Origin of the sequence: Brevundimonas sp. (assembly GCF_036676055.1) — a bacterium.
In the GTDB taxonomy this organism is placed as follows: Bacteria; Pseudomonadota; Alphaproteobacteria; order Caulobacterales; family Caulobacteraceae; genus Brevundimonas.
Genome location: NZ_JAKFDS010000058.1, coordinates 27,849 through 53,496, shown reverse-complemented (window position 1 = coordinate 53,496; position 25,648 = coordinate 27,849). Strand labels below are relative to the sequence as shown.

Annotated in this window: 23 protein-coding genes; 18 read left to right on the top strand and 5 right to left on the bottom strand. The window is 71.1% G+C overall.

The window, feature by feature from the left end; genetic code table 11:
• Window positions 1–158 precede the first annotated feature (158 nt).
• The 16 genes from V6M45_RS10690 to V6M45_RS10615 all read left to right on the top strand — a co-directional run bounded on the left by V6M45_RS10690 (window position 159) and on the right by V6M45_RS10615 (window position 16,830).
• Window positions 159–470, top strand: a complete 312-nt coding sequence (locus V6M45_RS10690; protein WP_332656258.1) for a hypothetical protein — start codon at window positions 159–161, stop codon at window positions 468–470.
• Window positions 471–1,151 carry a response regulator transcription factor gene (locus tag V6M45_RS10685; RefSeq protein ID WP_332656256.1) on the top strand — a complete coding sequence of 227 codons (681 nt, stop codon included), beginning with the start codon at window positions 471–473 and terminating at the stop codon, window positions 1,149–1,151.
• Window positions 1,148–2,620, top strand: coding sequence for an ATP-binding protein (locus tag V6M45_RS10680; RefSeq protein WP_332656254.1), 1,473 nt, complete (start codon window positions 1,148–1,150; stop codon window positions 2,618–2,620). The genes V6M45_RS10685 and V6M45_RS10680 overlap by 4 nt, the downstream gene beginning before the upstream one ends.
• Before the next feature lie 81 nt (window positions 2,621–2,701).
• Window positions 2,702–4,063 (top strand): hypothetical protein, encoded by a 1,362-nt coding sequence (locus V6M45_RS10675; protein ID WP_332656252.1) that lies wholly within the window; start codon window positions 2,702–2,704, stop codon window positions 4,061–4,063.
• An 18-nt stretch (window positions 4,064–4,081) separates the two neighbouring features.
• Entirely contained in the window at window positions 4,082–4,900 is an 819-nt protein-coding gene (gene ccmI / locus V6M45_RS10670; RefSeq protein ID WP_332656250.1) for a c-type cytochrome biogenesis protein CcmI, read from the top strand.
• The gene (gene ccmE / locus V6M45_RS10665; protein WP_332656248.1) at window positions 4,897–5,373 is read left to right on the top strand and encodes a cytochrome c maturation protein CcmE; all 477 of its coding nucleotides are present in this window, start codon (window positions 4,897–4,899) and stop codon (window positions 5,371–5,373) included. The genes ccmI and ccmE overlap by 4 nt, the downstream gene beginning before the upstream one ends.
• On the top strand, window positions 5,370–7,355 hold the full coding sequence (locus tag V6M45_RS10660) for a heme lyase CcmF/NrfE family subunit (RefSeq protein ID WP_332656246.1): 1,986 nt from the start codon (window positions 5,370–5,372) through the stop codon (window positions 7,353–7,355). Before ccmE ends, V6M45_RS10660 begins: the two co-directional genes overlap by 4 nt.
• Complete coding sequence (locus tag V6M45_RS10655) at window positions 7,352–7,858, top strand: cytochrome c-type biogenesis protein (RefSeq protein ID WP_332656244.1); 507 nt, start codon at window positions 7,352–7,354, stop codon at window positions 7,856–7,858. Before V6M45_RS10660 ends, V6M45_RS10655 begins: the two co-directional genes overlap by 4 nt.
• A gap of 111 nt (window positions 7,859–7,969) precedes the next feature.
• Window positions 7,970–9,517 (top strand): Do family serine endopeptidase, encoded by a 1,548-nt coding sequence (locus V6M45_RS10650; protein WP_332656242.1) that lies wholly within the window; start codon window positions 7,970–7,972, stop codon window positions 9,515–9,517.
• Window positions 9,518–9,599: 82 nt separating this feature from the next.
• Window positions 9,600–10,271 carry a response regulator transcription factor gene (locus V6M45_RS10645; RefSeq protein ID WP_259548316.1) on the top strand — a complete coding sequence of 224 codons (672 nt, stop codon included), beginning with the start codon at window positions 9,600–9,602 and terminating at the stop codon, window positions 10,269–10,271.
• Between the two features lie 9 nt (window positions 10,272–10,280).
• Entirely contained in the window at window positions 10,281–11,693 is a 1,413-nt protein-coding gene (locus tag V6M45_RS10640; RefSeq protein WP_332656239.1) for a HAMP domain-containing sensor histidine kinase, read from the top strand.
• Window positions 11,690–14,578 carry a bifunctional [glutamine synthetase] adenylyltransferase/[glutamine synthetase]-adenylyl-L-tyrosine phosphorylase gene (locus V6M45_RS10635; protein WP_332656237.1) on the top strand — a complete coding sequence of 963 codons (2,889 nt, stop codon included), beginning with the start codon at window positions 11,690–11,692 and terminating at the stop codon, window positions 14,576–14,578. The genes V6M45_RS10640 and V6M45_RS10635 overlap by 4 nt, the downstream gene beginning before the upstream one ends.
• A 66-nt stretch (window positions 14,579–14,644) precedes the next feature.
• On the top strand, window positions 14,645–15,271 hold the full coding sequence (locus V6M45_RS10630; RefSeq protein ID WP_332656236.1) for an EF-hand domain-containing protein: 627 nt from the start codon (window positions 14,645–14,647) through the stop codon (window positions 15,269–15,271).
• A 64-nt stretch (window positions 15,272–15,335) separates the two neighbouring features.
• Complete coding sequence (locus tag V6M45_RS10625; RefSeq protein ID WP_332656277.1) at window positions 15,336–15,905, top strand: RNA polymerase sigma factor; 570 nt, start codon at window positions 15,336–15,338, stop codon at window positions 15,903–15,905.
• On the top strand, window positions 15,905–16,321 hold the full coding sequence (locus V6M45_RS10620) for a hypothetical protein (protein ID WP_332656234.1): 417 nt from the start codon (window positions 15,905–15,907) through the stop codon (window positions 16,319–16,321). Before V6M45_RS10625 ends, V6M45_RS10620 begins: the two co-directional genes overlap by 1 nt.
• Complete coding sequence (locus V6M45_RS10615; RefSeq protein ID WP_332656232.1) at window positions 16,318–16,830, top strand: periplasmic heavy metal sensor; 513 nt, start codon at window positions 16,318–16,320, stop codon at window positions 16,828–16,830. The genes V6M45_RS10620 and V6M45_RS10615 overlap by 4 nt, the downstream gene beginning before the upstream one ends.
• 5 nt (window positions 16,831–16,835) lie before the next feature.
• Here the strand turns inward: V6M45_RS10615 and V6M45_RS10610 are convergent, their stop codons facing one another.
• The 3 genes from V6M45_RS10610 to V6M45_RS10600 form a co-directional block, all read right to left on the bottom strand.
• Entirely contained in the window at window positions 16,836–19,247 is a 2,412-nt protein-coding gene (locus tag V6M45_RS10610) for a sensor histidine kinase (RefSeq protein ID WP_332656230.1), read from the bottom strand.
• 110 nt (window positions 19,248–19,357) lie between these two features.
• A complete protein-coding gene (locus V6M45_RS10605; RefSeq protein WP_332656229.1) occupies window positions 19,358–19,930 on the bottom strand; it encodes a hypothetical protein in 573 nt (190 codons plus the stop codon).
• 102 nt (window positions 19,931–20,032) lie between these two features.
• Window positions 20,033–20,443, bottom strand: a complete 411-nt coding sequence (locus V6M45_RS10600; RefSeq protein WP_332656227.1) for a CBS domain-containing protein — start codon at window positions 20,441–20,443, stop codon at window positions 20,033–20,035.
• Window positions 20,444–20,613: 170 nt separating this feature from the next.
• Between V6M45_RS10600 and V6M45_RS10595 the strand changes: the two genes are divergently transcribed.
• A complete protein-coding gene (locus V6M45_RS10595; RefSeq protein ID WP_332656225.1) occupies window positions 20,614–21,009 on the top strand; it encodes a hypothetical protein in 396 nt (131 codons plus the stop codon).
• A gap of 96 nt (window positions 21,010–21,105) precedes the next feature.
• Window positions 21,106–22,611, top strand: a complete 1,506-nt coding sequence (gene amaB, locus V6M45_RS10590; RefSeq protein WP_332656223.1) for an L-piperidine-6-carboxylate dehydrogenase — start codon at window positions 21,106–21,108, stop codon at window positions 22,609–22,611.
• Here the strand turns inward: amaB and V6M45_RS10585 are convergent.
• Together V6M45_RS10585 and V6M45_RS10580 are read right to left on the bottom strand one after the other, a co-directional pair.
• A complete protein-coding gene (locus V6M45_RS10585; protein WP_332656221.1) occupies window positions 22,608–23,798 on the bottom strand; it encodes a winged helix-turn-helix domain-containing protein in 1,191 nt (396 codons plus the stop codon). The genes amaB and V6M45_RS10585 overlap by 4 nt on opposite strands.
• A gap of 12 nt (window positions 23,799–23,810) precedes the next feature.
• Window positions 23,811–25,634, bottom strand: coding sequence for a vWA domain-containing protein (locus V6M45_RS10580; RefSeq protein WP_332656219.1), 1,824 nt, complete (start codon window positions 25,632–25,634; stop codon window positions 23,811–23,813).
• Window positions 25,635–25,648 lie beyond the last annotated feature (14 nt).

Below are 25,648 nucleotides of genomic sequence, written 5' to 3'. Positions count from 1 at the left end.
AACGGCTTGTGTCAGCTTGCGTTCATGTCGATGACAACGCATCCATGCGACGCTTCCCGCGTCTGTGGACATCGGACGACGGGGCGATTGAAACGGTGAAATATGTCTACACTCGCCGTTCAGCCGTCGTTCAGAGCCTGGGGCCTAGACCGTCGCCCATGACCCGGATGCCAGCCTACATCCTCGCCGCCCTGCTCGCCGCCGCGCCCCTGTCCGCGGCGGCGCAGGATCGTGGCGACCGCGGCGGTCGCGACGGCGACCAGGACCGCCCCCGGCGGGAACAGTCGGACGACCGGCCTCGCGTCAGCATGGGCGCCGCTGTCCAGCGCGCGTCGGCGGGACGTCCCGGCCGTTTCCTCGGGGCGAGCAACCGGGGCGACACCATCGTGGTCCGCTGGGAGTATCCTGGCGGCCGTGTCGCGGACATCATGGTGGACGGCCGCACTGGCCGGGTGATCGGAGAACGCTGAATGCGCGTGCTGCTAGTCGAGGATGACGCCGACCTGTCGCGCCAGCTGAAGGGCGCGCTCTCGGACGCGGGCTACGCGGTGGACCACGCCGCGGACGGCGAAGAGGCGCATTTCCTCGGCGACACCGAACCCTATGACGTGGTCGTGCTGGATCTGGGCCTGCCCAAGATAGACGGCGTGTCGGTGCTGGAGCGTTGGCGGCGCGACGGCAAGACCACGCCGGTCCTGATCCTGACCGCACGGGGCGCCTGGTCGGACAAGGTGTCCGGCTTCGACGCCGGCGCCGACGACTATCTGACCAAGCCGTTCCACACCGAGGAACTGCTGGCCCGGCTGCGCGCCCTCCTGCGCCGTTCGGCCGGCATCGCCTCCTCGACCCTGGCGTGCGGCGGCCTCCGCCTTGATCCCCGCGCCGCGCGGGCCAGCGTCAACGGCGAGCCCCTGCGTCTGACCTCGCTGGAATACCGCCTGTTGCACTATCTGATGATGCACCAAGGTCGGGTGATCTCCCGGACCGAACTGGTCGAACACCTCTACGATCAGGATTTCGACCGTGACTCCAACACTATCGAGGTCTTCGTCGGACGCCTGCGCAAGAAGATCGGCCCCGACCGGATCGAGACCGTGCGCGGGCTCGGCTACCGGCTGACGCCGCTGCCCGGGGAGAGCGACGAGACGTGACGGACGGCTCGGGGGGCCCTGTCGACGCCGATGCGGCCACGGAGCCGCGCACCTGGGGCCGCTGGTTCGGACGTCCCGGTCGAAGCCTGACGCGGCGCCTGATCTGGCTGGCCTCCGCCTGGATCGTCCTGGCCCTGGTCCTGACGGGCTGGGCGCTGACCAACCAGTATCAGGAGTCCGCCCTGCGCCGGCTTGGCGCTGTCCTGTCCGACACCATCGATGAAGTGGTCGTCGCGACCAACGCCGCCCCGGATGGCTCCCTGACTGTCGACGAGGTCAGGGACGACCGCACCCTGCGTCCCCTGTCCGGAGAATACTGGGCCGTGGCGGAACCGGGAGCCGACGGTCGGCTGCGAATCCTTGTGCGCTCTCCCTCGCTGGCGGGCGAAAGCCTGTCCATCCCTGACGAGCTGCCCGGCCGGCTCGCCGCCGCCCGCGGCGCGACCATCAGCTACAACGACCCGGATGGTCTTCGCCCCCGCGGCGAGGGGCCCCTGGGCGTCCCGTTGCGGGTGGCCGCCAGTATGAAGCAGCTACCCGGCCGCGAACGGCCGGTCGTCTTCCTGGCTGGAATCGACCGCTCGAACATCGACAACGACACGCGCCAGTTCGCCACCTTCACCTGGACGGCGCTGCTCATTCTCGGTCTCGGACTGGTCATCGCCGTCTTCCTGCAGGTCCGGATCGGCCTGCGCCCGCTCTATGCGCTTCGGAACGAGATCGCCGACGTCCGAAAGGGCAAGGCCGCACGGATCGCCCGCAGCTATCCGCTCGAGATCCAGCCGCTCGCCGAACAGGTCAACCGCCTGCTCGACCACAACCAGGAGACCGTCGAGCGCCAGCGGACCCACGTCGGCAATCTGGCCCATGCGCTGAAGACGCCGCTGTCGGTGATGCTCGCGGAGGCCGGGTCGCAGCAGGGGCCGCTGCCAGACATGGTGCGGCGTCAGACCGAAGTCATGAAGGCCCAGGTCGACCATCACCTGCGCCGCGCCCGCGCGGCCGCCCGGGCTCAGATGCTGGGCGAGACCACCCCAATCGAACCGGTGCTGGACGAGCTGGCCGTGATGCTGGAGCGGGTCTTCGAGGACAAGGGCGTGGTGATCGACTGGCGCGCGCCCGAGGGGCTGGCCTTCCGCGGGGAGCGCCAGGACCTGCAGGAACTCCTCGGCAATCTGATCGAGAACGCCTGCAAATGGGCCAAACGGCGCGTTCGCGTCTCGGCCGGCCCGACCGGACTGGGCCAGATGGTCGTGGTGGTCGAGGACGACGGCCCGGGCCTGCCGGAGGACCAGCGCGAGGCGGCCCTGCAGCGGGGCTCTCGCCTGGACGAGACAACGCCGGGCTCGGGACTCGGCCTCTCGATCGTGGTCGAGCTGACCCGCGCCTACGGCGGGCGAATTTCGCTCTCCGACAGCGAACTGGGCGGACTGAAGGCCGTGCTCGAACTCCCCGCCGCCGAGGCCTGAGCGCCGCCCGGATAGCGGATGTTAACCTCGTCAGGGGCACCATGGCGTCGGCCGGGCGATGACCGGTCGCGAGGGGTCTGAATGTCGGGGCTGTCCGTCGCCCATCGCGTCGCTCTGGCTGCTCTGATCGAGCAGGCGCCCGACGCCACATTGACGAAGCTTTCGTCAGTGGCCGTCGCCCTGCCCGGGGCGCGGGCGCTGGAGCTCGGCGCCATGCTCGCGGACGAGGTGCTCGACCGGACCCGCCGCCGCCTCGTGATGGCTCCCCTTCTGCCGATGTTCCGACCGCGCGCCGACGGAATCGAGGCCATGACCTTTCCGGCTGCGGTCCTGCCGCGCCTGTGGAAGGCCGGCTCGGCGCGCGAACCGGCCCTGCTGCCCCGACTGGACCAGGAGGGGGCTGACGCCGTCGCCGTCGCCGACCGCATCTGCCTCGCCGCCGCGGCGGCCGTGCGCGACCGTCCCGAGATGATCTGGCCGGTCGACCTCCAGCCCGAGCGGCGAGAGCGCGGGCTGGTCGACCTCGCCGCCTGTCTCGACCTGGCCCACCTGGCCCGTCGCGGCCTGCCATCGATCCAGATCTGGCTGAAGCGGCCGGACGGCGACCAGGTCGCCGAACTGCGCCTGCTGATCAAGGACTGCGCCGAGGTTCACCTCGACGGGGCCCAGCGCGTGCTCGAAATGCTGTTCTCGCATCTCGACGACGCCGTGCTGATCCTGCGCATCATCACCCAGAGTTCCTGCGCGTCCGGTCGCGAGGGCTTCCTCAGCGCTTCCGAGCTGGCGGGCTTCATCGAGCGGCTGATCGCCGGAGTCGACGCCCGGGTCGAGCGGATCGCCGCCTTCCGCCCGGGCTCTGACCTGGCCAATGTCGACGCCGTCATCGAGGACCTGACCTGGTGCGCCAACGTCCTCAGTGAGCTGGACGTGACCCTGACCCTCAATCCCCTCAGCGTCTGGGGCAAGTCGGTGCGCGACGCTCGCGTCAGCATCGCCGGCCAGCTCTCGGCCTTCCTCCGCGCCGCCGACCGCGCCGTCGACAAGGCCCTGCCACTGGAACGCGTCCAGATCGCCGGCCGGATGACCCGCCAGTCGCCTCAACTGACCGCCCCGGTCCAGGGCGAGACGGTGCAGGCGGTCCGGCATCTGCTGAAGCTGGTGGGCGCGGTGCGCGGCCCCGCCTCGGTCTTCGGCGCCGAATCCGACCGCAAGAGGCTGGTCGACTCCCTGACGGTCCGCCTCACCGACTACGTCGACAAGGCCCTGCTCATCATCAACGACGGCGAGGCGCAGGACGAGGTCAATGCGCTCCGCCTGGTCGAGCTGTCGGCCCGCTGCCTCGACCTGGTCGATGCGCGGGACGCAGCCCGGACGGTGCGTCGCCGCGCCGCAGTGGCCGGGACCGGCAAGGAGCGGTCGAAAGCCTCGTCGCGAGCCGCCTGATCGGCTACATCGCCAGACATGACGATATTCTGGATCATGATGGCCCTGATGGCGGCGCTTTCGGGCCTGCTGGTGCTGGCCGGCGCCCGCCGCGGCGCCGACGCGGGCGCGTTCGTGACTCCCGCCTCGGCCTCGGAAGAATTGGCCGAACTGGATCGACTGAAGGCGCGCGGCCTGCTGGACGACGCGGCCTGGGCCGCGGCCCGGGCCGAGGCCGGTCGCCGTATCCTGTCGGCGCAACGGGAGGCGGCCCCTGTCACCGCCGGCGCGCGCGACCGCTTCTGGGTGCTTGGCGGGATCGTCGGCGCCGTCGCCGCAGCGGTCGGCCTGTATCTGACGTTCGGCGCTCCGGGGCTGCCTGACCAGGGATTCGACCGGCGCGTCGACGAATGGTCGACCCAGCTGGACACGCTTGAACCGCCGCAGGTCGCGGCGGTGGTCGCCCGGGTGGTCGAGGAGCGCCCGAACGACCACGAGGCCCTCGCCATGCTCGGCGCCGCCCGGTTCGAGGCCGGCGACCCGATCGGCGCGGTCTCCGCCTTCCGTCGGGCGGTGGCGCTGCAACCGGAGGACGCCCGCAGCTGGACCCGGCTCGGCGAGAGTCTGGTGCGGGCCAATGACGGCGCCATCGGCGGCGATGCCGAGGCCGCCTTCCGCGAGGCGCTCAAGCTCGATCCCAACCAGGGCGGCGCCCGCTACTTCCTCGGCGAGGCGGCGCTGGCGCGGGGCGATGCGGCGATGGTTCGAGAGATGTGGCTGCCCCTGATCGCCGCGATGGATCCGCGCGATCCCGCCCGCGCGGAACTTCAGGCCCGCCTGCCGGGGGCGGGCGCGTGAGTTGGCTGCCGAAATCGCCCAAGGCGCGCCGCCGTCTGTGGGTCGTGGCCGCCGTGACGCCGGTGCTGGTCCTTGCGGTCGGCCTGTCGCTCTACGCCATGCGCGACAGCGTGACCTTCTTCTTCTCGCCGTCCGAGGCGACGGCTGAGAACGCCCCCCCGGGCCGCGTGGTCCGGCTCGGCGGGCTGGTCGAGACGGGCAGCGTCGCCCGCGACGACTCGGGCCAGGTGTCCTTCTCTGTCACGGACAATGTGGCGACCACCCGGGTGATCTATCGCGGCGATCTGCCGGACCTGTTCGCCGAGGGGCAGGGCGTGGTGGCGCAGGGCGCCTTCCTGCCCGACCGCAGCTTCCGCGCCACCCAGGTGCTGGCCAAGCACGACGAGACCTATATGCCGCGTGAAGTCGCCGACAGCCTGAAGGCCAAGGGCGAATGGCGTCCCGACGACAACGCCGCCGCGGTGGCTCCGTGATCGTCGAAACGGGCGCCTTCGCCCTCATCCTCGCCCTGGCTCTGTCGGCCTTGCAGGCGGTTCTGGCCGTGGCCGGGCGCGTGCGTCGCAGCCCGGTGCTGGCGGGCGCGGCCACGGGGGCGGCCATCGCGGCGGCCCTCGCGGTGGCGGTGGCCTTCGCCATCCTGATCCACGCCTTCTCGGTCTCGGATTTCTCGGTCGCCAACGTGGCCGCGAACAGCCACACCGACAAGCCGATGCTCTACAAGGTCGCGGCCGCCTGGGGGAGCCATGAGGGCTCGCTGCTGCTGTGGTGTCTCGTCCTGACCGGCTTCGGCGCCTTCCTGGCCCGGGGCCGCAACCTGCCGTTCGAGCTGAAGACCTCGGCCGTAGCGGTCCAGGGCTTGCTCGGAGTGCTGTTCCTCGCCTTTGCGGTCTTCACCTCCAATCCGTTCGACCGGCTGAACCCGGCCCCGTTCCAGGGCGCGTCGCTGAATCCGCTGCTGCAGGACCCGGCGCTCGCCTTCCACCCGCCCTTCCTCTACGCGGGCTACGTCGGCTTTTCGGTCTGCTTCTCGCTGGCCCTGGCCGCCCTGATCGAGGGCCGGGCCAACGCCGCGTTCTGGCCGGCATGGGGCCGCTGGGTCCGGCCGTGGGCGCTGGCCAGTTGGGCGCTCCTGACTGTCGGCATCACGCTCGGCGCCTTCTGGGCCTATTACGAGCTCGGCTGGGGCGGCTGGTGGTTCTGGGACCCGGTCGAGAACGCCAGCTTCATGCCGTGGCTCGCGGGCGCGGCCCTGCTGCACTCCGCGGTGATCACCGAGCGGCGCGGGGCCGTGGCCGGGTGGACAGCCTTCCTGGCCATGGCGGCCTTCGTCCTGTCGATGCTGGGCGCCTTTCTGGTCCGGTCCGGCGTGCTGACCAGTGTCCACGCCTTCGCCGTCGACCCGGAGCGCGGCCTGATGCTGTTGGCCATCCTCGGCCTGACCGGCGGCGTGGCGTTCGGCCTGTTCGCGTGGCGGGTGCCTCAGCTCAAGGGCGGCGGGATCTTCGCCCCGGTCAGTCGCGAAGGCGCGCTGGTGCTGAACAACCTGTTCCTGACCGCCGCCTGCGCGACTGTCCTGCTGGGCACCCTCTATCCGTTGATCCTCGAGGCGACCAACGGCTCGACCATCTCGGTCGGTCCGCCCTTCTACGCCCTGACGCTGGTGCCGCTGATGGCCGTGGCCCTGCTGATCCTGCCGTTCGGGCCCCTGCTGGCGTGGAAGCGGGGGGATGTGCCGGGCGCCATGCAGCGGCTCGCCGTCGCCGCCGGTCTGGCGGTGCTGCTGGCCCTGGCCGCCTACGCCCTGTTCGATACCCGCAAGGCGCTGTCTGCGGCCGGGATCGGCCTCGGCGCCTGGCTGATCCTCGGGGCGCTGACCGATCCCGTGGAGCGCATCCGCCTGTTCCGCGTCCCTCTGGCCGAGAGCCTGCGCCGGGTGCGCGGCCTGCCGCTCGGCTCCTGGGGTGCGACCTTGGCCCATGCCGGCCTCGGAGTCTTTGTGCTCGGCGCGGTGGTCGAAACCGGCTACCGCATCGAGGCCGCCCGCCCGGTCGCGCTCGGCGAGGCGGTCGAGGCCGGCCCGTGGCGGGTCAGACTGGATGACGTGCGCGTGGTCGAGGGACCGAACTATCTCGCCGAACAGGGCCGGCTGACCGTGACCCTCCGCTCCGGCGCCGCGCCGCGCCAGATCACAGCGGAACGCCGCTTCTTCCCTGCCGGCGGCCAGACGACGACCGAGGTCGGTCTCGATTTCCGGGGCCTCGACGACGTCTATGTGGTGTTGGGCGAGCGTGGCCGCACCGCCGCCGGCGCCCCGGCCTGGAGCCTCCGCGTCTGGTGGAATCCATGGGCGCGGCTGATCTTCCTCGGCCCGGCCATCATGGCTCTGGGCGGGGCCTTGTCGCTGATGGACCGCCGGTTGCGGCTGGGCGTCAGCCGGCGCAAGGGCGCGGCGTGAAGCAGGTCCTTCTGATCGCCGTCGCCGCCCTCGGTCTGGTCGCCGCCCCGGCGCTTGCCCAGGAGCCCCCGCCGGCGCCGGACCGGCCCTTGCCCGACGCGTCGCAGGAAGCCCGCGCCCAGGCCCTGTTCGACGACATCCGCTGCGTCGTCTGCCAGCACGAGGCCATCGCCGACAGCCCGGCTGTCATCGCTGCCGACATGCGCCAGCTGGTCCGCGAACAGGTCGCCGCCGGGCGCACCGACGCCGAGATCGAACAGGATCTGGTCCGCCGCTACGGCGATTTCGTGCTGTTCCAGCCGCCGGTCCGCCTCGGCACATGGCTGTTGTGGTTCGGCCCCGTCGCCTTGATGGGCGCGGTGCTGGCCCTGCTTCTGCTGCGGTCGCGCCGCCGCCGCGCCGAGGTGGCGCCGCTGACGGCCGACGAGGAGGCCCGTCTGGCCGATATTGTCGCCGCAGGCGATCTTCGCCGTGATCCTGACGCAAAGCCGTCTGACGACTGACGTCCGACGGACCCATCCTCGCGTCACGACGTTGGCGGAGGGAGGCTGCGTCCTGTATTGACGGACTGCACCGGGCGCCTCGCGCCCGACGAAAGGATCGTACGAAACCCGATGATGAAGCGTAAGGAATTCATGCTGGGGGCCACGTTCGGCCTGGTTCTCGCGGCCGGCGCCACCGCCGGCGGCGTCATCGACTGGCCGACCGCGAACGCCGGCCCCGTCGCCGGCGCCTCGGGCCGCCTGACGCCCAACGCCGGCGCCGCCGGCCTCGCCTTCGCCCCGCCGCAAGGCGCCCCGCTCAGCTTCGCCGACATCTTCCAGCAGGTCGCGCCCGCCGTGGTGCAGATCGATGTCGAGGCGCCGCTTGAGCGTCCTCCCGGCGGCATTCTCCAGGTTCCGGGCATGCCGTTCGGCATTCCTGTCCCGCAGCCTGAGGAAGGCGAGGAGCCGCTGACGACCCAGGGGGCCGGGTCCGGATTCTTCATTTCCGCCGAGGGCTACATCGTCACCAACAATCACGTCGTTGAGAACGCGACCGAGATCCGGGTGACGCTGTCGGACGGTCGCGAGCTTGAGGCGACGCTCGTCGGCCGCGACGTCGACACCGATCTCGCCGTCATCAAGGTGCAGGGCTCCGACTTCCCGTTCGTCTCGTTCGAGGAGCAGGCGCAGCCTCGCGTCGGCGACTGGGTTATCGCAGTCGGAAATCCGTTCGGACTGGGAGGCACCGCTACGGCGGGCATCGTCTCGGCCACCGGCCGCAGCCTGCCGCAGGCCAGCGACAACCCCTACACGGACTTCCTTCAGATCGACGCCGCCATCAATCGCGGCAATTCCGGCGGACCGACCTTCGATATCTACGGCCGCGTGATCGGCGTGAACTCGGCCATCTTCTCCACCACGGGCGGTTCTGTGGGTGTCGGTTTCGCCATTCCCGCCTCGATCGCCAAGGAGGTCACCGACAGCCTGATGCGGGGCGAGTCGATCCAGCGCGGCTATCTCGGCGCCCAGATCGGGACGCTGTCCGAAGACATGCGCGAGTCGCTCGGCCTTCCTGAGAATTTCGAGGCGGCCTACATCAACGAGGTCACGCCCGATGCGCCCGCGGAACGGGCCGGCCTGCGGAACGGCGACATCGTCACCAGCCTGAACGGCGAGAAGGTCGAGACCTCGACCGAGCTCACCCGGCTGGTCGGCGCGGCCCGGCCGGGCGAGATTCTGCGCCTGGAGATCCTCCGCGAGGGGCGTCGGCAGACGGTGGAGGTGCGCTCGGGGACCCGTCCGTCCGACATCAACGCATCAACCCGGCCGGCAGCGCCTGAAGCGGACGAGGCGCCACGAAACGGCGGCGCCTCCGGCGAGGTGGTCGAAGGCCTGACGGTGGCTCCGCTGACCGCCGCCGTGCGTAGCCGCTATGACCTGCCGCCGCGCATCGAAGGCCTCGTCGTCAACGCGGTCGCCCCTAACTCGCGCGCCGCAAGACTGCAGTTCGAACCCGGCATGGTCATCATGCAGGCGAACAGCCGCCCGGTGAGAACCGCCGCCGACTTCCGCGCCGCCATCGCCGCCGTGCGGTCGGCGGGCCGCTCGGGCATCCTGCTCCTCGTCCGCACGTCGAACGGCAACTCGCCCGTCGTTCTGCCGATCGCGCGCGAGTAATTCGTCTGACAAAGCCTTAACTGCCCCCATCGCCGCCGATGCGCTAACATCGGCGGCGATTCCGCATCTGAGGGCTGATTCCATGCGCATTCTGGTGGTCGAAGACGACGCCGAGGCCGCGACCGCCATGGTCCGGGGACTGACCGAGGCCGGTCACGAACCGACCCACGCCGTCGATGGCGCCTTCGGCCTGCTGGAGGCCCAGAAGGGCGGCTACGACGTCTATGTCGTCGACCGCATGATGCCCCGCCTCGACGGCATCGGCATGGTCGAGACCCTGCGCAAGGACGGCGACCAGACCCCGGTCCTGTTCCTGTCCGCCATGGGTGAGGTCGATGACCGCGTCGCGGGGCTCAAGGCCGGGGCCGACGACTATCTGGTCAAACCCTACGCCTTCTCCGAACTGATTGCCCGCGTCGAGGCCCTGTCGCGCCGCCGCGAGACCGGCTCGGTCGCCACCATGCTCAAGGTCGGCGACCTGGAGATGAATCTGATCGCCCGCACCGTGCACCGCGCCGGCCAGGAGATCGACCTGCAACCGCGCGAGTTCCAGCTGCTCGAATTCCTGATGCGCCACGCCGGCCAGTCGGTGACCCGCACCATGCTGCTCGAGAAGGTCTGGGAATATCATTTCGACCCCCAGACCAACGTCATCGACGTCCACATCAGCCGCCTGCGCGCCAAGATCGACAAGGGCTTCGACCACGCCATGCTGCAGACGGTCCGCGGGGCGGGGTATCGGCTGGAGGCCTGACGCCTCCTGATGAAACTCCCCTCTCTCCTTCGCCGCACGCCCTTCCGGCTGACGCTGCTGTTCCTCGCCCTGTTCGCGGCGGCGGCCAGCGCCATCCTCGCCTATGTCTATTTCGCCTCGGCGGCCGAGGCCCGGGCCAAGGCCGAGCGGGACGTGCGGGCCGAAACGGCGGTGCTGACCGGCATCTACCAGGCCCGGGGGGTCGACGCCCTCAACGAGGCCCTGATCGATCGCACCTTGCGCGACAGCACCTACCTCTACCTGCTGACGGACGCGCAGGACGGCATGATCACCGGCTCGATCAGCGTCCAGCCGATCGCGGAGCTCGAGGGGCCGTCGGAGTGGATCACGTTTCCCTTTACCGAGACCGACGCCGAAGGTCGCGTGACGCGGCCCCAGGTCCGTGGCGTCCAGATGCGGCTGTCCGGCGGCGAGACCCTGTTCGTCGGCAAGTCCCTCAGCGACACGGAGGCCTATCTGGCCCGCCTGACCCAGGCGCTCTGGGGCGCCATGGGGATCGTGCTGTTGCTCGGTCTCGCCGGGGGGGTGCTGGTCAGCCGCAATCTCGAACGCTCGATGGGTCGGCTCAACAAGGTCGCCACCTCCGTGCAGGAAGGGGACCTCAAAGCGCGGTTTCCGGTCCGTAATTCCGGCGATGAGCTGGACGAGCTCGGCTCGGGCCTCAACACCATGCTGGATCGTCTCGAGGCGTCGATGGCTTCGATCCGCCACGCCGGCGACGCCATCGCCCACGACCTGCGCTCGCCCCTGACCCGGATGCGGGCCAAGCTGGAGGTGTCGCTGATCGACGCAGAGGCGGGAAAGATCACCGGCGTCGACGCCCTTCAGCTGGCCCTCGACGAGGCCGACAATCTGCTCAAGACCTTCAACACCGTCCTCGCCATCGCCCGGCTGCAGGCCGCGGCCGGCCGCACCCCCGATCCCCAACTGTTCGACGCCGCCGACCTCGCCGCCGACATGGCCGAGCTTTATGAGCCCGCCTCTGAGGACAAGGGGCTGGAGTTCTCGGCCGAGATCGAGCGTGGCCTGATGATCGAGGCCAACCGCCCCTTCCTCGCCCAAGCCCTAGCCAACGTCATCGACAACGCCATCAAATACACCCCGCCGGGCGGCGCCGTGATGCTGCGCGCCCGGCGGCGCAGCTCGGGCGAGATCGAATTCTCCGTCACCGACACCGGCCCTGGCGTGCCGGAGGCCGACCGGGAGCGCGTCCTCCAGCGCTTCGTCCGCCTCGACAACAGCCGCACCGAGCCCGGCTCCGGCCTCGGCCTGTCGCTGGTCGGCGCCGTGCTGGAGGCCCACGGCGGACGGGTCCAGCTCGACGAAGGCCCCGGCGAATACGGCGGCTTCGGCCCCGGCCTCCGGGTGGCCCTGGTCCTGCCGCCGGCGGAAGCGACGTGAGCGAGGCGCTGGCCCCGGCCCTCAAGCCGTGCGGTCCGGTCGTCGACGTCGAGGCCGCCGCCCGGGCGCACGAACGACTGGCCGAGGCCGCGGCCGCAGGCGGCTGGAGCCCGACCCTGCAAGGCGCCTGGCCAGCCCTCGCGCCGGTGTTCGCCGCTTCGCCCTATCTGTTCGGCCTGGCGCGGCGCTGGCCTGATCGCCTGCGCGCGGTTCTGGAGGAAGCGCCCGAAGCCCGCCTGGAGAGCCTCCTCGGAGACGCCGCCGCCCTCGCGGGCGGGGCGGATGAGATGCGCGTCCCCCTGCGCCGCCTCAAGGGCGAGCTGCACCTGCTGACGGCCCTCGCCGACCTCGGCGGCGTCTGGGATCTCGATCAGGTCACCGCCGCCCTGAGCCGCTTCGCCGACGTCTCCGTCAACGCCGCTCTCCGAGCCGTCGCCCACGACAAGCGCGAGCGCGGCAAGCTGGTCAGCCCCGCCGACGACCCGCGAGGCCCCGTCCCCGGCCTGTTCGGCCTCGCCATGGGCAAGCACGGCGCCTTCGAGCTCAACTACTCGTCCGACATCGACATCAGCCTGTTCTGGGAGCCCGAGGCCCTGATCCCGGCCCTGGCCGACGGCGTCGAGCCCCAGCGCTTCGTCGACCGACTGGCCCAGTCGCTGGCCGCCCTGATGCAGGAGCGGACCGGCGACGGCTACGTCTTCCGGGTCGACCTGCGCCTCCGGCCCGACCCGTCCTCGACGCCCCCGGTGGTCGCGGCCCCGACGGCCTTGGCCTATTATGAAAGCGTCGGCCAGAACTGGGAGCGGGCCGCCTTCATCAAGGCGCGGCCGGTGCTGGGCGACGTGGGGGCCGGGCGCGCCTTCCTGAAGGCCCTGACGCCCTTCATCTGGCGGCGCACTCTCGACTATCCGGCCATCCTCGACATCCAGTCGATCAAGCGCCAGATCCACGTACACAAGACCGGCGAGGGGCTGGAAGCCGCCGGGGCCAATCTGAAGCTGGGCCGGGGCGGCATCCGCGAGATCGAGTTCTTCGCCCAGACCCAGCAACTGATCCTCGGCGGCCGGGATCCGGGCCTGCGCGCGCCGCGCACCGTGGACGCCCTGGGGGCGCTGCGCGACGCCGGCCACATCGACAAAGTCGCCTGCGCCGAGCTGACCGACGCCTACGTCACCCTGCGCGGGCTCGAGCACCGCGTGCAGATGCTGGATGACGAGCAGACTCACAGCCTGCCGGTTGATCCCGAAGCCCGTGCGCGCGCCGCCGTCCTGGCGGGCGAGGGCGATCTCGCCGCCTTCGACGCCCGGGTCGAGGCCCTGCTGGTCGGCGTCAACCGGCGCTATGGCGAACTCTTCGAAGGCGAGGAAGAACTGTCGTCGCCTTATGGCTCGCTGGTCTTCACCGGTGTGGAGAACGACCCCGAGACTCTGGAAACCCTGGTCCGGATGGGCTTCTCCGACCCGGCCATGGTCGCCGATAGCATCCGTAGCTGGCACCATGGCCGCATCCCGGCCACCCGCACGGCGCGCGGCCGCGAACTGTTCACCCGCCTCGCCCCGCGCCTGCTGACCGCCCTTGCCGACACCGGGGCGGCCGACGCGGCCTTCCGCCGTTTCGCTGTCTTCTTCTCCGGGCTCAACAGCGGGGTGCAGGTCCAGGCCCTGTTCCTGGCCCAGCCGAAGCTGTTCGATCTCGTCGTCGGCGTCATGGCCTTCGCCCCGCGTCTGGCCCGCACCCTCGGCCGCTATCCGGCGGCGCTGGACAGCATGCTGGACGCGCGATTCGCCCGTAACATCGAGGAGGATAGCGGCGTCGTCGCCCAGATGATCGCAGATGCGGCTGCCGCCCCCGACTTCGAGACCGCCATGAACGTCGTGCGCCGGGTTCACCGCGAACAGATGTTCCGGATCGGGGTCCAGACCCTGACCGGGCGGGCCGGGCCGGAGGAGGCCGGACGCGCCTACACCACCCTGGCCGACGCCTGCCTTCACGCCCTCGCCCCCGCCGCCATGGCCGAGACGGTGCGGCAGGGCGGCGGCCTGCCCGGCGGTGCGGTCGCCGTGGTGGCGCTCGGCAAGGCGGGTTCGCGGGAAATGACCGCGTCTTCAGACCTCGATCTGATGACGGTCTACGACGCCCCGGCCGAGGCGGCCTCCGACGGCAAGCAGTGGGCGGCCGCCGTCTTCTACGCGCGCTTCACCCAACGCTTAATCGCGGCCCTGTCGGCCCACACCGCCGAGGGCGGGCTCTATGAAGTCGACATGCGCCTGCGTCCCGGCGCCGCCAAGGGGCCGGTCTCCCTGCGATTGTCCGCGGTCGAGGATTACTACGCCGCCGAGGCCGACACCTGGGAGTTCATGGCCCTGACCCGCGCCCGCGTCGTCTGGGCCGACGATGCGGCGTTCGGGGCGCGGGTGTCGGCATCCCTTGAGGCCATCCTGCGCCACCCGCGTCCCGGCGTCGGCTTCGCCGCCGACGCCCGCCGGATGCGCGACCGGATGGCCCGCGATCGCCCGCCGCAGGGCGACTGGGACGTGAAGCTCGCGCCCGGCGGCCAGGTCGACGCCGAGTTCGTGGCCCAGGTCCGCCAGCTTCGACAGGCGCGCGCGGGCGCGCCTCTGACCGTCTCCACCCTCAAGGCGCTGGCCGACGATCCGGTCCTGGCCGAAGCCTGGCGGCTGCAGCAGGCCCTCAGCCAGATTCTCGGCGCCGCCTTCGACGACCGCCCCGATCCGGAACATGAACCGGAAGGGTTCCGGCTGCGGCTGGCCCGGGCGGCCGGCTTCACCGATTTCGACGCCCTCAGGTCGGCCCTGTCCAGGTCCCGCAAGACCGCCCGCGCCGCCTTCGAGACCGCCCTGCCGCCGGTCGGCGACGGAGACTGACGTGAGCCGCGTTTCACTCTCCAGACAGGGATGTACGGCCGCCCTGGCGGCCCATGGAGCATCGAGATGAGAAAGACCCTTGTGGCGGGCGCTCTGGCCGCCCTGACCGTCGCCGCCGCTGGCGGCGTCGCCATGGCCCAGCAGACGCCGGACCGGCCGCACGCCCGCGGCATGCGGGCTGACGCCGACGGCGACCAGAAGCTCAGCCGGGCGGAATTCGTCGAGGCGCGGGTCCAGCGTCTCGCCGCGGCCGACGCCGATCGCGACGGCTCGGTCACGCCCGAGGAGATGCGCGCCGCCGCCCAGACCCGCCGCGCCGGCCGCGCCGAGGCCCGGTTCGACCGGCTCGACGCCGACAATGACGGCGCCATCAGCCGCGCCGAGTTTGACGCCCACCGCGAGGCGCGCGCCGGGCAGGGGCCGCGTCCCGCCCGCGCCCATCGCGGATCCGGGCGCCGCGGCGGTCGTGGCGAGGGCATGGAGGCCCGTGGGCCGGTCGTGGTCGCCGAGGCCCGGGCCCGGAGCGAGGCGGCGTTCGCCCGACTCGACACTGACCGGGACGGCTACGTCACGGCGGCGGAGCGTCAGACGGCCCGCGCCGACCGCCGCGAACATCGGCACGAGCGCATGAGCGAACGCCGCGCCGCCCATCACGCCCAACAACCGTCGCCTGCGGCGTCCGCTTCGGAGTAAGCAGATGACGGGCGCGGCGGTCCTCGACCTCACCGGCCTTGCAGCAACGTTCGCACGAGGCCGGATGGCGACCTTCGCCGACCCCGATGAGGATCTGGTGCGTCGCGTGGGTCAGGGCGACCCCGCGGCCATCCAGGCCATGGTCGCGCGCAAGCTGCCGCGCATGCTGGCGCTCGCCCAGCGCATGCTCGGCGACCCCGTCGAGGCCGAGGACGTCGCGCAGGAGGCTCTGCTGCGGGCCTGGCGACAGGCGCCGCATTGGGCGCCGGGCAAGGCGAAGTTCGACACCTGGCTGCACCGGGTGGCGCTGAACCTCTGCTACGACCGTCTCCGGCGCCGTCGGGAGGTTCCGACCGCTGTGCTCCCGGAGCGACGCGACGAAGGTCCGGCGCCGGATCGGGGCCTGATCGCGGCCGATGTCGGAGCGGCGGTAAACGGCGCCTTGGCCGGCTTGCCCGATCGGCAGCGCGAGGCCATCGTGCTTTGCCATTATCAGGAGCTGTCGAATATCGACGCCGCGGGGCTGATGGAGATCAGCGTCGAGGCTCTGGAAAGCCTGCTGTCGCGGGGACGACGGGCGTTGAGACTGGCGCTGGCCGGACATCGGCCGGGCGCCGAAGGAGTATCGAAGTGATGACGGCGGAACGCTTTCTCGCCCTTGTGGCCGCCTACGGCGCCGACCGGCGTCGCTGGCCGGAAGGCGAACGCGCGGCGGCCGAGGCCTTCGCGGCGACCCATGCGGATATCTCCGCACCGGCCCTGGCCGAGGCCGACGCCATGGACGCCCTGCTGCATCGGTCGCCGACGCCGCAGGTGTCGATGGCCTTGCGTGATCGGGTCACCGCCGCCGCCGTTTCGGCCCGCCGCACTGGTCGGGTGTGGAAAAATCGTCTCTCCATCGCCTTCGGGGCGGGCTGGGCGGCGGCGACCTGCGCCGGCGTGGCGGCCGGCGTCATGCTGACCGGCCATCTCACCGCCGACGCCCAGGCCGACGCCGTGCTTTATCAGGCGTCGCTGCTTGGGGTCGACGACACGGAGGTGCTCGGGTGAACTCCAGCACGCTCAAGATCGCCTTGGCCGCCTCGGTGGCGCTGAACCTGTTCGCGCTGGCGGCCGGCGCCACCCTGCTGGTCGGCCGGGCCGACGTGGAGCGGCGCATCGAGGCGCAGCACCGCCCGCCCCGCGACCGCTCCTTCATGACCGTTGTCGAAGGCCTCGACCCCGCCGTGCGCGATCGTGTGCGCGAGACCTTGCGCACGTCGGCCCGGGCGGCCCATCCCGACTTCGAGGAAACCCGACTCAAGCGGCGGCAGGCGACGGCTCTGGCCCGTTCGTCCGATTTCGATCCGGCGAAGGTCTCGGCCCTGCTCGAAGAGTCGCGCGCCGCCGAGCTGCGCGGCCGGGCCCGGCTTGAGGCCGACGCCGTGGCGGTGCTGGCGACGCTGGAGCCCGACGACCGCGCGGCCCTGTCGGAGATCCTCACCCGTCGTGGGCGCATCGTCGTGCGCGACAGGGGCGAGCGTAAGGCTCACGCAGCCGGGCGGCGCGCCGGATCCTGAGGGCTTCAGGCCGCCCGGGCCTGCCGCTCGGCGGGCTGCCCCGGCTTGCGGATGGGCAGGTCGAAGCTGACCGTGGTGCCACGTCCCGGCTCGCTTTCCAGCGTCAGCGTCCCGCCGTGCAGCTCGATCAGGGCCTTGGTGAGAGCGAGGCCGAGGCCCGTGCCCTGGGTGGTCTTCGAATGCTGGCCTTCGACCTGTTCGAACGGCCGCGCCAGTCGGCCCAGGTCCTCGGAGGCGATGCCGATGCCGGTGTCGGTCACCGCAACGCGGACGCGGTCATCGTCCTCGCGCGTCAGAGACACCACGATGTCGCCCCCCTCCGGCGTGAACTTCACCGCGTTGGACAGCAGGTTCAGCACCACCTGTTTCAGGCCACGATGGTCGGCCTCGATGGTCGGCAGGTCGGACGCATCGACCAGCAGCTTCAGCCCCGCCTCCTCGACCCGGCCGCGCATTAGCCGCGCCGCGTCCTCGACGATCTCCTTCAGCGACACCGCCTCATAGTGCAGCGTCAGCTTGCCGGCCTCGATCTTCGCCATGTCGAGGATGTCGTTGATCAGGCTCAGCAGATGCTGGCCCGACCGCAGGATGTCGGCCGCATAGCCCTTGTAGCGGGCGTCGCCCAGCGGGCCGAACATCTCGCCAGCCATGATCTCGGAGAAGCCGTTGATGGCGTTCAGCGGCGTACGCAATTCGTGACTCATATTGGCCAGGAACTCGGACTTTGCCTGGTTCGCCGCCTCGGCCCGGGTCATGGCGATCTCGTATTTCCGCGCCAGCAGCGACAGCTTCTCCTCGCGGTCCTCCAGTTCGGTGATGGTCGCGTGCAGCCGCTCGCTGGCCCGCTGCCGCTCCGCTTCCTTCTGCTTGATGGCGGTGATGTCCGCCGCCGAGACCACCGACCCGCCGTCCGAGGTGAACCGCTCGACCAGTTGCAGCCAGCGCCCGTCGTGCAGCTCCACCTCCCGGGCGCCGGCGCGGCCCCCAGCCGCCGGTTGCTCCGACTTGATGGCGAGGGCGGCGATGCGATTCAGGTCGGTTTTCAGCGCCCCCCGGCGGATCACCGCGTCCTCGAATCCGAACGCGTCCTGGAAGGCCTGGTTGGACAGGATCAGCCGGCCCTGACGATCGAACAGCACAAAGGCGTCCGACACGCTTTCGATGCCGTCACGCAGCCGGCTTTCCGCGGCCTGGGCGTGGGCCTTGGCCCGCCGGGCCTCGGTGGTGTCCAGCGCGATGCCAAGGATGGAGGTGAACCCATCCTCCCCCCGCTCGCCGCGGGCCTGCCCCCGGGCGTCAATCCAGCGGGCGCGACCCTGGGCGTCCGGCACGGGGAAGCTCACCTCGAAGGCGCCGAAGGTCTCGGCCTGACGCACGGCATGGGTCACGGCGTCCCGGTAGCGGGGATGGATCCGCTCCATCAGAACCTCGGCCGAAACCGCCCCGGTTCTCTCCAGCCCCATCAGATCGGCCATGTAGTCGGACAGCAGGATCTGACCCGTCTCAAGGTCCCAGTCCCATACGCCGCAGCGCGCGGCCTCGACCGCGCCCCTGAAGCGGCGTTCTGACGCGGCCCACTCGCGGCTGATACCGACCTGTTTGCGCTGATGCAGCAGGGTCAGCAGCAGGACCAGCACGCCGATAATGAACGGCGACGTCAGCACCCAGGCGTCGTCCAGCAGGGCGCCGGCGCCGACGTTCACGGGGGTCGAGGCCACGGCGATCAACCCGGTGTCCCCGACCGCCACCGTCGTCCGCCGCACCGCGCCGTCGGCGACCGTCAGGGTCGCGCCCTGCCCCCTCCCGTTGGCCGGGCTTCGGGCCAGGGCCAGCGTCTCCCCCTCGCCCGATCCCCCGATCAGAAGCGTCTGCGGCCCCGACAGCAGCCAGAGATGGACTCCGTCGGTGGTCGCAAGCGAGGGCAGGGGCGCCCGCCCGATCAGCCGGCCGCCGTCCGGCACGGGGCGGGAGATCAGCAGGGCGGCGCCGTCAGCGGCCAGCAGGGGCTTGCCCGGCGCGGCCAGGAAGGCGGCGGGAGAAGCGCCCGCGGCGGCCGTCACGGCCTGGCTGGAGGAAACCACCGCGAAGGCGGCGTCCGGCGCGGCGGCGCGGGCCTGCTGGATCATCTCCGAGGCGCTGCGGGATTGGGCCGTGGCGGCGCGGACGGCGGCCTGGACCGGCGCGATCCGGGTCTCCGTCTCCAGGGCCAGCATGCGCGCCTCGCGGTCCACCGCCGCCATGCGCAGGGCGTCCGCCTCCTGCCCCGGCCGCGCCATCTCGCGAGCGAACAGAAGCACATAGGCGGCGACGGCCAGGGTCACGGCGAGGATGGAGATCCGCACCCATGCGGGCGGGCCCTTGCGCCGGTCCGCGGCGCGCCGTCCTTGCGGGGTTATGCGGCGCTCTCTGCCCCGCAAGGCGCTCTCCCGGACGATTCGGCGACGATGGCTGAATCTAGGCTGCGTCGCGGATTCCTGTCGAGGCTTCGTTACCCCGCCGGTGGATCAAATACGGGGACGGTTCGCCGTCAGGCTGCGCGTGAGGGCGACGGTCGGGCTCCGGCTTCGGCCGGAGCGGCCAGCACGTCGGTGATGCTCTTCAGCACAGTGCGGGCGTCGCGCGCCAGCATCTGCATCTCGGGCGGCGCATCGTCGGGCGCCTCGTCGACCGCGGCGACCATCCGCTCGGCCAGCGCCATCAGCTTCGGCGCCGCCGCGATCAGCCGGGCCTGGAATTCGATCTGGTCCGGGTCGCGGTCGTACTCCGCTCCCGGCACGCGCCAGCCGCCCCAGTCCGCCTTGTCGGTCACCACCACCGGATAGGTGCCGGGGAAGGGGTGGTGCGGCGTGTCTTCCGCGGTCTGCCACTTGTTGCGCGCCCGCATCAGCCGCCAGATCTCGCCGGAATTGACCGCCGGATCCTCGGACGGGAGCAGCAGTTCATGGCCGAGGAACTCGCGCCCGAGACCGACATCGTAGGTGACACGCACGGGTTCCTCGAAGCCCTTGGCCCATACGGGCTGGACCTTCTCGATCTGGGCCCAGGCGCCGACACATTCGACCCAGACCTTCTGACCCTTCTGGAACTGCGCGCGCGCCATCGGCGTCTCCCGTCGTGAACGGCGAGCATGCGCCCGCGCGGGTGAACACGTGGTTTGGCGAAAGGGTTAAGCGGACCTTGACGGCCCGCCCTCCCATCGGCCTCAGGTGCGCGAGATCTCTTCCAGCGCCTCGCCGGCGTAGCGTTCCTTGACCCGGGTCGACAGGTCGCCCAGGGACACCACACCGACCAGACGTTCGTCCTTGTCCAGCACCGGCATGCGGCGGATCTGCTTCGAGCCCATGCCGTCCAGCACGGTCTTCAGATCGTCGTCGGCATAAGCGGTGTGCGGATCGCGGCTGATGTACTCCACCACCGGCGAGGTGCAGGCGGCGCCGCCCGCCACGGCCCTCACGGCGATGTCGCGGTCGGTGATCGTGCCGATCAGCCGGTCGCCGTCGGCCACCGGCATGAAGCCGAAATCGCCGCTGGCCATGCGCGCGGCCACGTCCTGCAGGGTGTCTCCCGGGCGGGCTACCTGCACGTCCTTGCTCATTACGTCGCGAACTTTCATGGCTCTCTCCTTGGTTTTCGGGCTCGGCGACAGAACCCGCCGGCGTCGCGCCGGTTCCTGACAGCTGGACAACGAACCCCTCAGGCGACGGTCAGGGGCCGCCTGCTTTGATGCGTCCATCAGCCGGGAATGGTCCCGGACACGAAAGGACGAACGCAATGAAGACCGCCATGATCAGGAAAGCCCTGCTTCCGGTGCTGGCGGCGTCCGCGGTCATGGTCTCGACCCCGGCGCTGGCCCAGAATTTCAGCCTCAGCTTCGGCATCGGGTCGCCCGGTTACGGCCAGCCCTACGGCTATGGCCCAGCGCGCGGCTACGGCTACGCCCCGCGCGACCTCCACTATCGCGCCCAGGCCCTGTCGCAGCACATCGACCGTCTCGCCTGGAGCGGCGGGGTTCACCGTCTCGAAGCGCGGGATCTCGCCCGTCAGATGAACCAGTATCAGCGGCTCGAATACCGCTACGCCCGCAACGGGCTGAGCCGCGCGGAATACGTCGATCTGAACCGCCGGCTTGATCGGCTCGAGTATCAGCTCCAGCGCACCGCCTACCGCACCCGCTGGTAGTCGGAGCCCAGCCACGGAAGGCCGCTCCCGGGAGGGGGCGGCCTTTCTCTTTGCCGCCGCCCCGGCTAAGCCGCCCCGACCTGCCGGAGCCGTCCCATGATCCCCGCCGCCGCCGAAAGCCGTGACATCCTGCGCCGCCTCGGCGTGCCCGACTCCGCCTTCGCCGCCGCGGGCCTCGCCACCCGGTCGCCCATCGACGGCTCGGCCGGCCCCATCTTGGCCGAGGCCGATCCGGCCGCCCTCGACGCCGCCGTGGCCCGCTCGGTCGCGGCTTTCCAAGCCTGGAAGCGCGTTCCGGCTCCGCGCCGCGGTGAACTGGTCCGCCTGCTGGGCGAAGAGTTGCGCGCCGCGAAGGCCGACCTCGCCCGCCTTGTCACCCTCGAAGCCGGCAAGATCGTCTCCGAGGGCCTCGGCGAGGTGCAGGAGATGATCGACATCTGCGACTTCGCCGTCGGCCTGTCGCGCCAGCTCTACGGCCTGACCCTCGCCAGCGAGCGCCCCGGCCATCACATGCGCGAGACGTGGCAGCCGCTCGGCCCGGTGGGGGTGATCTCGGCCTTCAACTTCCCGGTCGCCGTCTGGGCCTGGAACGCCTGCCTCGCCCTCGTCTGCGGCGATCCGGTGATCTGGAAGCCGTCGGAAAAGACGCCGCTCACGGCGCTGGCGACCCACGCCATCCTCGACCGCGCTCTCGCCCGTTTCGGAGACGCGCCCGACGGCCTGTCGCAGGTCGTGGTCGGCGGTCGCGAGACCGGCGAACGCCTCGCCGCCGACCCGCGTATCCCGCTCGTCTCCGCTACCGGCTCGACCCGAATGGGCAAGGCGGTGGCGCAGGCCGTGGCCGCCCGGCTTGGCCGCAGTCTGCTGGAACTCGGCGGCAACAACGCCATGATCATCACGCCCAGCGCCGACCTCGACATGGCGGTGCGCGCCATCGCCTTCTCGGCCGTCGGCACCTGCGGCCAGCGTTGCACCAGTCTGCGCCGCCTGCTGGTCCACGAGTCGATCGCTGACGCCCTGATCGCCCGCCTCAACACCGCCTACCAGACCCTGCCCGTGGGCGACCCTCGCGAAGAGGGCGTGCTGGTTGGCCCGCTGATCGACGACGCTGCGGCGCACGGCTTCGAAATCGCGCTGCTCCAGGCGGTGGAGCAGGGAGGCGAGGTCGTTGTCGGGGGCGACCGGTTCGACGGTGATGGCGTCTACGTCCGCCCCGCCATCGTCCGCATGCCGGCCCAGAGCGCGGTGGTCCGGCACGAGACCTTCGCCCCCATCCTCTACGTCCTGACCTGGTCCGATTTCGACGAGGCGGTCGAGATGCAGAACGCCGTGCCCCAGGGCCTGTCGTCCTGCGTCTTCACCGACAGCGTCCGCGAGGCCGAGCAATTCCTCTCGGCCTGGGGCTCCGACTGCGGCATCGCCAACGTCAACATCGGCCCCTCGGGCGCCGAGATCGGCGGGGCCTTCGGCGGCGAGAAGGACACCGGCGGCGGCCGCGAATCCGGCTCCGACGCGTGGAAGGCCTATATGCGTCGCCAGACCCAGACGGTGAATTTCAGCCGCGAACTGCCGCTGGCCCAGGGGGTCAAGTTCGACGTCTAGAGGGCGCCAGCGAGCGTCTCCGCCAAGTCGCCCTTGCCGGCCACCTCGACCTCCTCCAGCCCCAGCCACCCGGCCATCCGCCGCAGCTCCGCGGCCAGCCGTTCCGGGGTCTCCGCCGTCGCGTCCGGCTCGCGCCACGCCGCCTGCACCCGCAGCACGCCCGCCTGCCGGTCCGACTTCAGGTCGACCCGCGCCGTGATCGCCTCGTCCTGGAGGAGGGGCAGGACGTAATAGCCGTGGGTCCGCTTGTGGGCCGGGGTGTAGATCTCCAGCCGCACCCGCGTCCCGAACAGCCGCTCGGTGCGGTCGCGGGTCCAGATCAGGTTGTCGAACGGCGACAGCAGCGCCGCGCCGGGCGCCTTGCGCGGCGTCCGTGCTCCGGCCGCCTGATACGCCGGCTGCCGCCACCCCTTTACCGACACGGGCGTCAACTCGCCCGCCTCGACCAGCTCGGCCACGCGCGCCTTCGCATCGGCCAGCGGCAGCCGGAAATAATCCCGCAGATCCGCGTCCGTCGCCACGCCCAGCGCCCGCGCCGCGATCCGCACCAGTTCGCGCTGGGCGTCTGCCTCGTCCGGCGTCGGCAGGTCGACGATCCGGGCCGGCAAGGCCCGCTCCGTCAGGTCATAAACCCGCTCGAACCCGCGCCGGGTCTTCGTGGTGATCATCCCGGCCCAGAACAGCCACTCCAGCGCCCGCTTGCCGTCCGACCACGACCACCAGCCTGGCGCCCCGCGCGGCGCATCGTTGAAGTCGGCCCCGGTCACCGGCCCGCGCCGCTCGATCTCCTTCAGCACCCCGTCGATGTAGTCGCGCCGCTCGCGCCCGAACCGCGACAGTCCGGTCCACATCTCGCCCGCCTCGGCCCGCGCCATGCGCCAGCGCAGCAGCGGGTGCAGTTCCATCGGCATCAGCGAGGCCTCGTGCCCCCAGTATTCGAACAACCCCCGCCGCGCCCCCCAGGCCTCTGCCTCCAGCGCCTCGCGCGGATATTCCCCCAGCCGTGAAAACGCCGGCAGATAGTGGGTCCGCGTCACCACATTGACGCTGTCGATCTGCACCACGCCCAGGCGGCGCACCAGGTCCCTGACGTGCTTTCGGCCGGGCGCCGCGGGGGGCGTCCGGCCGAAGCCTTGCGCGGCGAGCGCGATGCGGCGGGCGGTCCTGGGGGTGATTTGTTCCGTCACCCGCAAGGCTTACTACGGCCGCGCCTGCGTCTCCATGTCCCGCGCCGCGCGGACCAGCTGCACGAAGTCCGCCCGCTCGCCGTAGGGGTCCTCGCCGCGCGCCCCCTGGGCCTGCGCCAGGATGTCGTCCCAGCCGTAGCCGGCGGCTATCCACGGATCGTTGCGCAGCTTCTGGCCGAACGCGGCCACAGCCAGCGCCCAGCGGGTGCTCTCTGGCGGCTGGGCCGAGACCCGCCCGGCGCCGTTGTTTGACACCACTCGCTGCATCAGCCGCGAGTCCCGCTCGCCCGGCAACTTGTAGCGGACCTGGACGAAGCCGACCTCGCCGTTGGGATCGCCGCCGCCCGTTCCGATGCGGTTCTGGTCATAGCGCCGATCCGGGACCTGGCTCGGTCCGCCGACCGGGGTGATCTCGTACAGCGCCGTCACCGACGCCCCCGATCCGACCTCGCCCGCATCGACGCGGTCGTTGGCGAAATCCTCCTCGTTCAGCATCCGGGTCTCGTAGCCGACCAGACGGTATTCGCTGACCCGGGCCGGATTGAACTCCACCTGGATCTTGACGTCGTCCGCGATGGGGAAGGCCCCGCGGTCGAAGGCCGGGCCGAACAGCCGCCGCGCCTCCCCCAGATTGTCGACATAGGCCGCCGTGCCGTTGCCAGCCTGGGCGATGGCCTGCATCCGGGCGTCCTGATAGTTGCCCCGGCCGTAGCCGTAGACCGACAGATAGATGCCCGTCTCGCGCTTGGCGGCGACATAGTCTTCCAGCCGCTGATCCTCGGTGACCCCGACGTTGAAGTCGCCGTCGGTGAACATCAGGATGCGGTTGACCTTGTCGCGCCCGAAGGCGGCCTCGGCCTGGCGATAGGCGTTGACCATGCCCTGCGCCCCGGCGGTCGAGCCGCCTGAGTTCAGCGCCTCGACGGCGCAGCGCAGCTTCAGCTTCTGGTCGCCCGGCGTCGGCCCGACGGCGGTGCCGACATCCGAGGCGTAGTAGGTCACCGCCACCCGGTCCTGCGGCCGCAGCCGGTCGATGATCAGGTTCATCGACCTCTTGGCCAGGTCCAGCTTGTCCGGCGACTGCATCGACCCCGAGACATCCACCATGAAGGTCAGGTTCAGCGGGCGCCGTTGGCTTTCCGGCAGCTCATAGCCCTGCAGCGCCACATGGACGATCTGACGTCCCTCGGCCCACGGCGAGGCCGCCACGGCCGTCGTGATGGCGAACGGCTCCGACGCCGAGCGCGGTCGCTCGTAGCCGTAGTCGAAATAATTGATCATCTCCTCGACCCGCACCGCGTCGGCGGGGGGTAGCCGCCCCTCGTCGATGAAGCGGCGCACGTTCGAATAGCTGGCCGTGTCGACGTCGATGGAGAAGGTCGAAACCGGCTCGTCGGCGACCCGTCGCACCGGGTTCGGCGGGGCGTCAGGATAGCGTTCGGTGTCGCGCAGAACCCCGGACGGAGGGCGTTCGACCGGCCGCGCAAGACTGGGGCCAACCACATAGGCGCTCTCGGCTGCGGGGACTCTCGATCCCGAAACCCGGAGTTCCGCGACATGAGCGGCCGGAGCGACCGGCGGAGGCGGCGCTGAAGGCGGCGGAGGAGGAGGGGGCGGCGGAGCGTAGGCCGGGCCCACACGCACCGGGGAGGCCGTACCCGGCCGCATATCACCCAGTTCGATCCCCACGGCCCGGCAGTTGTCGGGCGAGACCACGCCGTCGCGCGGCTGATCGGGCCAGCCTGCCCCGGCCATGACGGGGGCGGGCGCCAAGGGCGCGGCGATCGCGGTCGCGATCACCGCAGCCAGATTGGCCCTCAGGGGGTGGTGGTTCATCAGCGGCGCTCCGT

Excerpts from the sequence above, each read along its gene's own strand:
- V6M45_RS10690 (WP_332656258.1), top strand. The coding sequence starts at position 159 with ATGACCCGGATGCCAGCCTACATCCTCGCCGCCCTGCTCGCCGCCGCG.
- V6M45_RS10685 (WP_332656256.1), top strand. The coding sequence starts at position 471 with ATGCGCGTGCTGCTAGTCGAGGATGACGCCGACCTGTCGCGCCAGCTG.
- V6M45_RS10675 (WP_332656252.1), top strand. The coding sequence starts at position 2,702 with ATGTCGGGGCTGTCCGTCGCCCATCGCGTCGCTCTGGCTGCTCTGATC.
- ccmI (WP_332656250.1), top strand. The coding sequence starts at position 4,082 with ATGACGATATTCTGGATCATGATGGCCCTGATGGCGGCGCTTTCGGGC.
- V6M45_RS10650 (WP_332656242.1), top strand. The coding sequence starts at position 7,970 with ATGATGAAGCGTAAGGAATTCATGCTGGGGGCCACGTTCGGCCTGGTT.
- V6M45_RS10645 (WP_259548316.1), top strand. The coding sequence starts at position 9,600 with ATGCGCATTCTGGTGGTCGAAGACGACGCCGAGGCCGCGACCGCCATG.
- V6M45_RS10640 (WP_332656239.1), top strand. The coding sequence starts at position 10,281 with ATGAAACTCCCCTCTCTCCTTCGCCGCACGCCCTTCCGGCTGACGCTG.
- V6M45_RS10630 (WP_332656236.1), top strand. The coding sequence starts at position 14,645 with ATGAGAAAGACCCTTGTGGCGGGCGCTCTGGCCGCCCTGACCGTCGCC.
- V6M45_RS10625 (WP_332656277.1), top strand. The coding sequence starts at position 15,336 with ATGGCGACCTTCGCCGACCCCGATGAGGATCTGGTGCGTCGCGTGGGT.
- V6M45_RS10620 (WP_332656234.1), top strand. The coding sequence starts at position 15,905 with ATGACGGCGGAACGCTTTCTCGCCCTTGTGGCCGCCTACGGCGCCGAC.
- V6M45_RS10605 (WP_332656229.1), bottom strand. The coding sequence starts at position 19,930 with ATGGCGCGCGCGCAGTTCCAGAAGGGTCAGAAGGTCTGGGTCGAATGT.
- V6M45_RS10600 (WP_332656227.1), bottom strand. The coding sequence starts at position 20,443 with ATGAAAGTTCGCGACGTAATGAGCAAGGACGTGCAGGTAGCCCGCCCG.
- V6M45_RS10595 (WP_332656225.1), top strand. The coding sequence starts at position 20,614 with ATGATCAGGAAAGCCCTGCTTCCGGTGCTGGCGGCGTCCGCGGTCATG.
- amaB (WP_332656223.1), top strand. The coding sequence starts at position 21,106 with ATGATCCCCGCCGCCGCCGAAAGCCGTGACATCCTGCGCCGCCTCGGC.
- V6M45_RS10580 (WP_332656219.1), bottom strand. The coding sequence starts at position 25,634 with ATGAACCACCACCCCCTGAGGGCCAATCTGGCTGCGGTGATCGCGACC.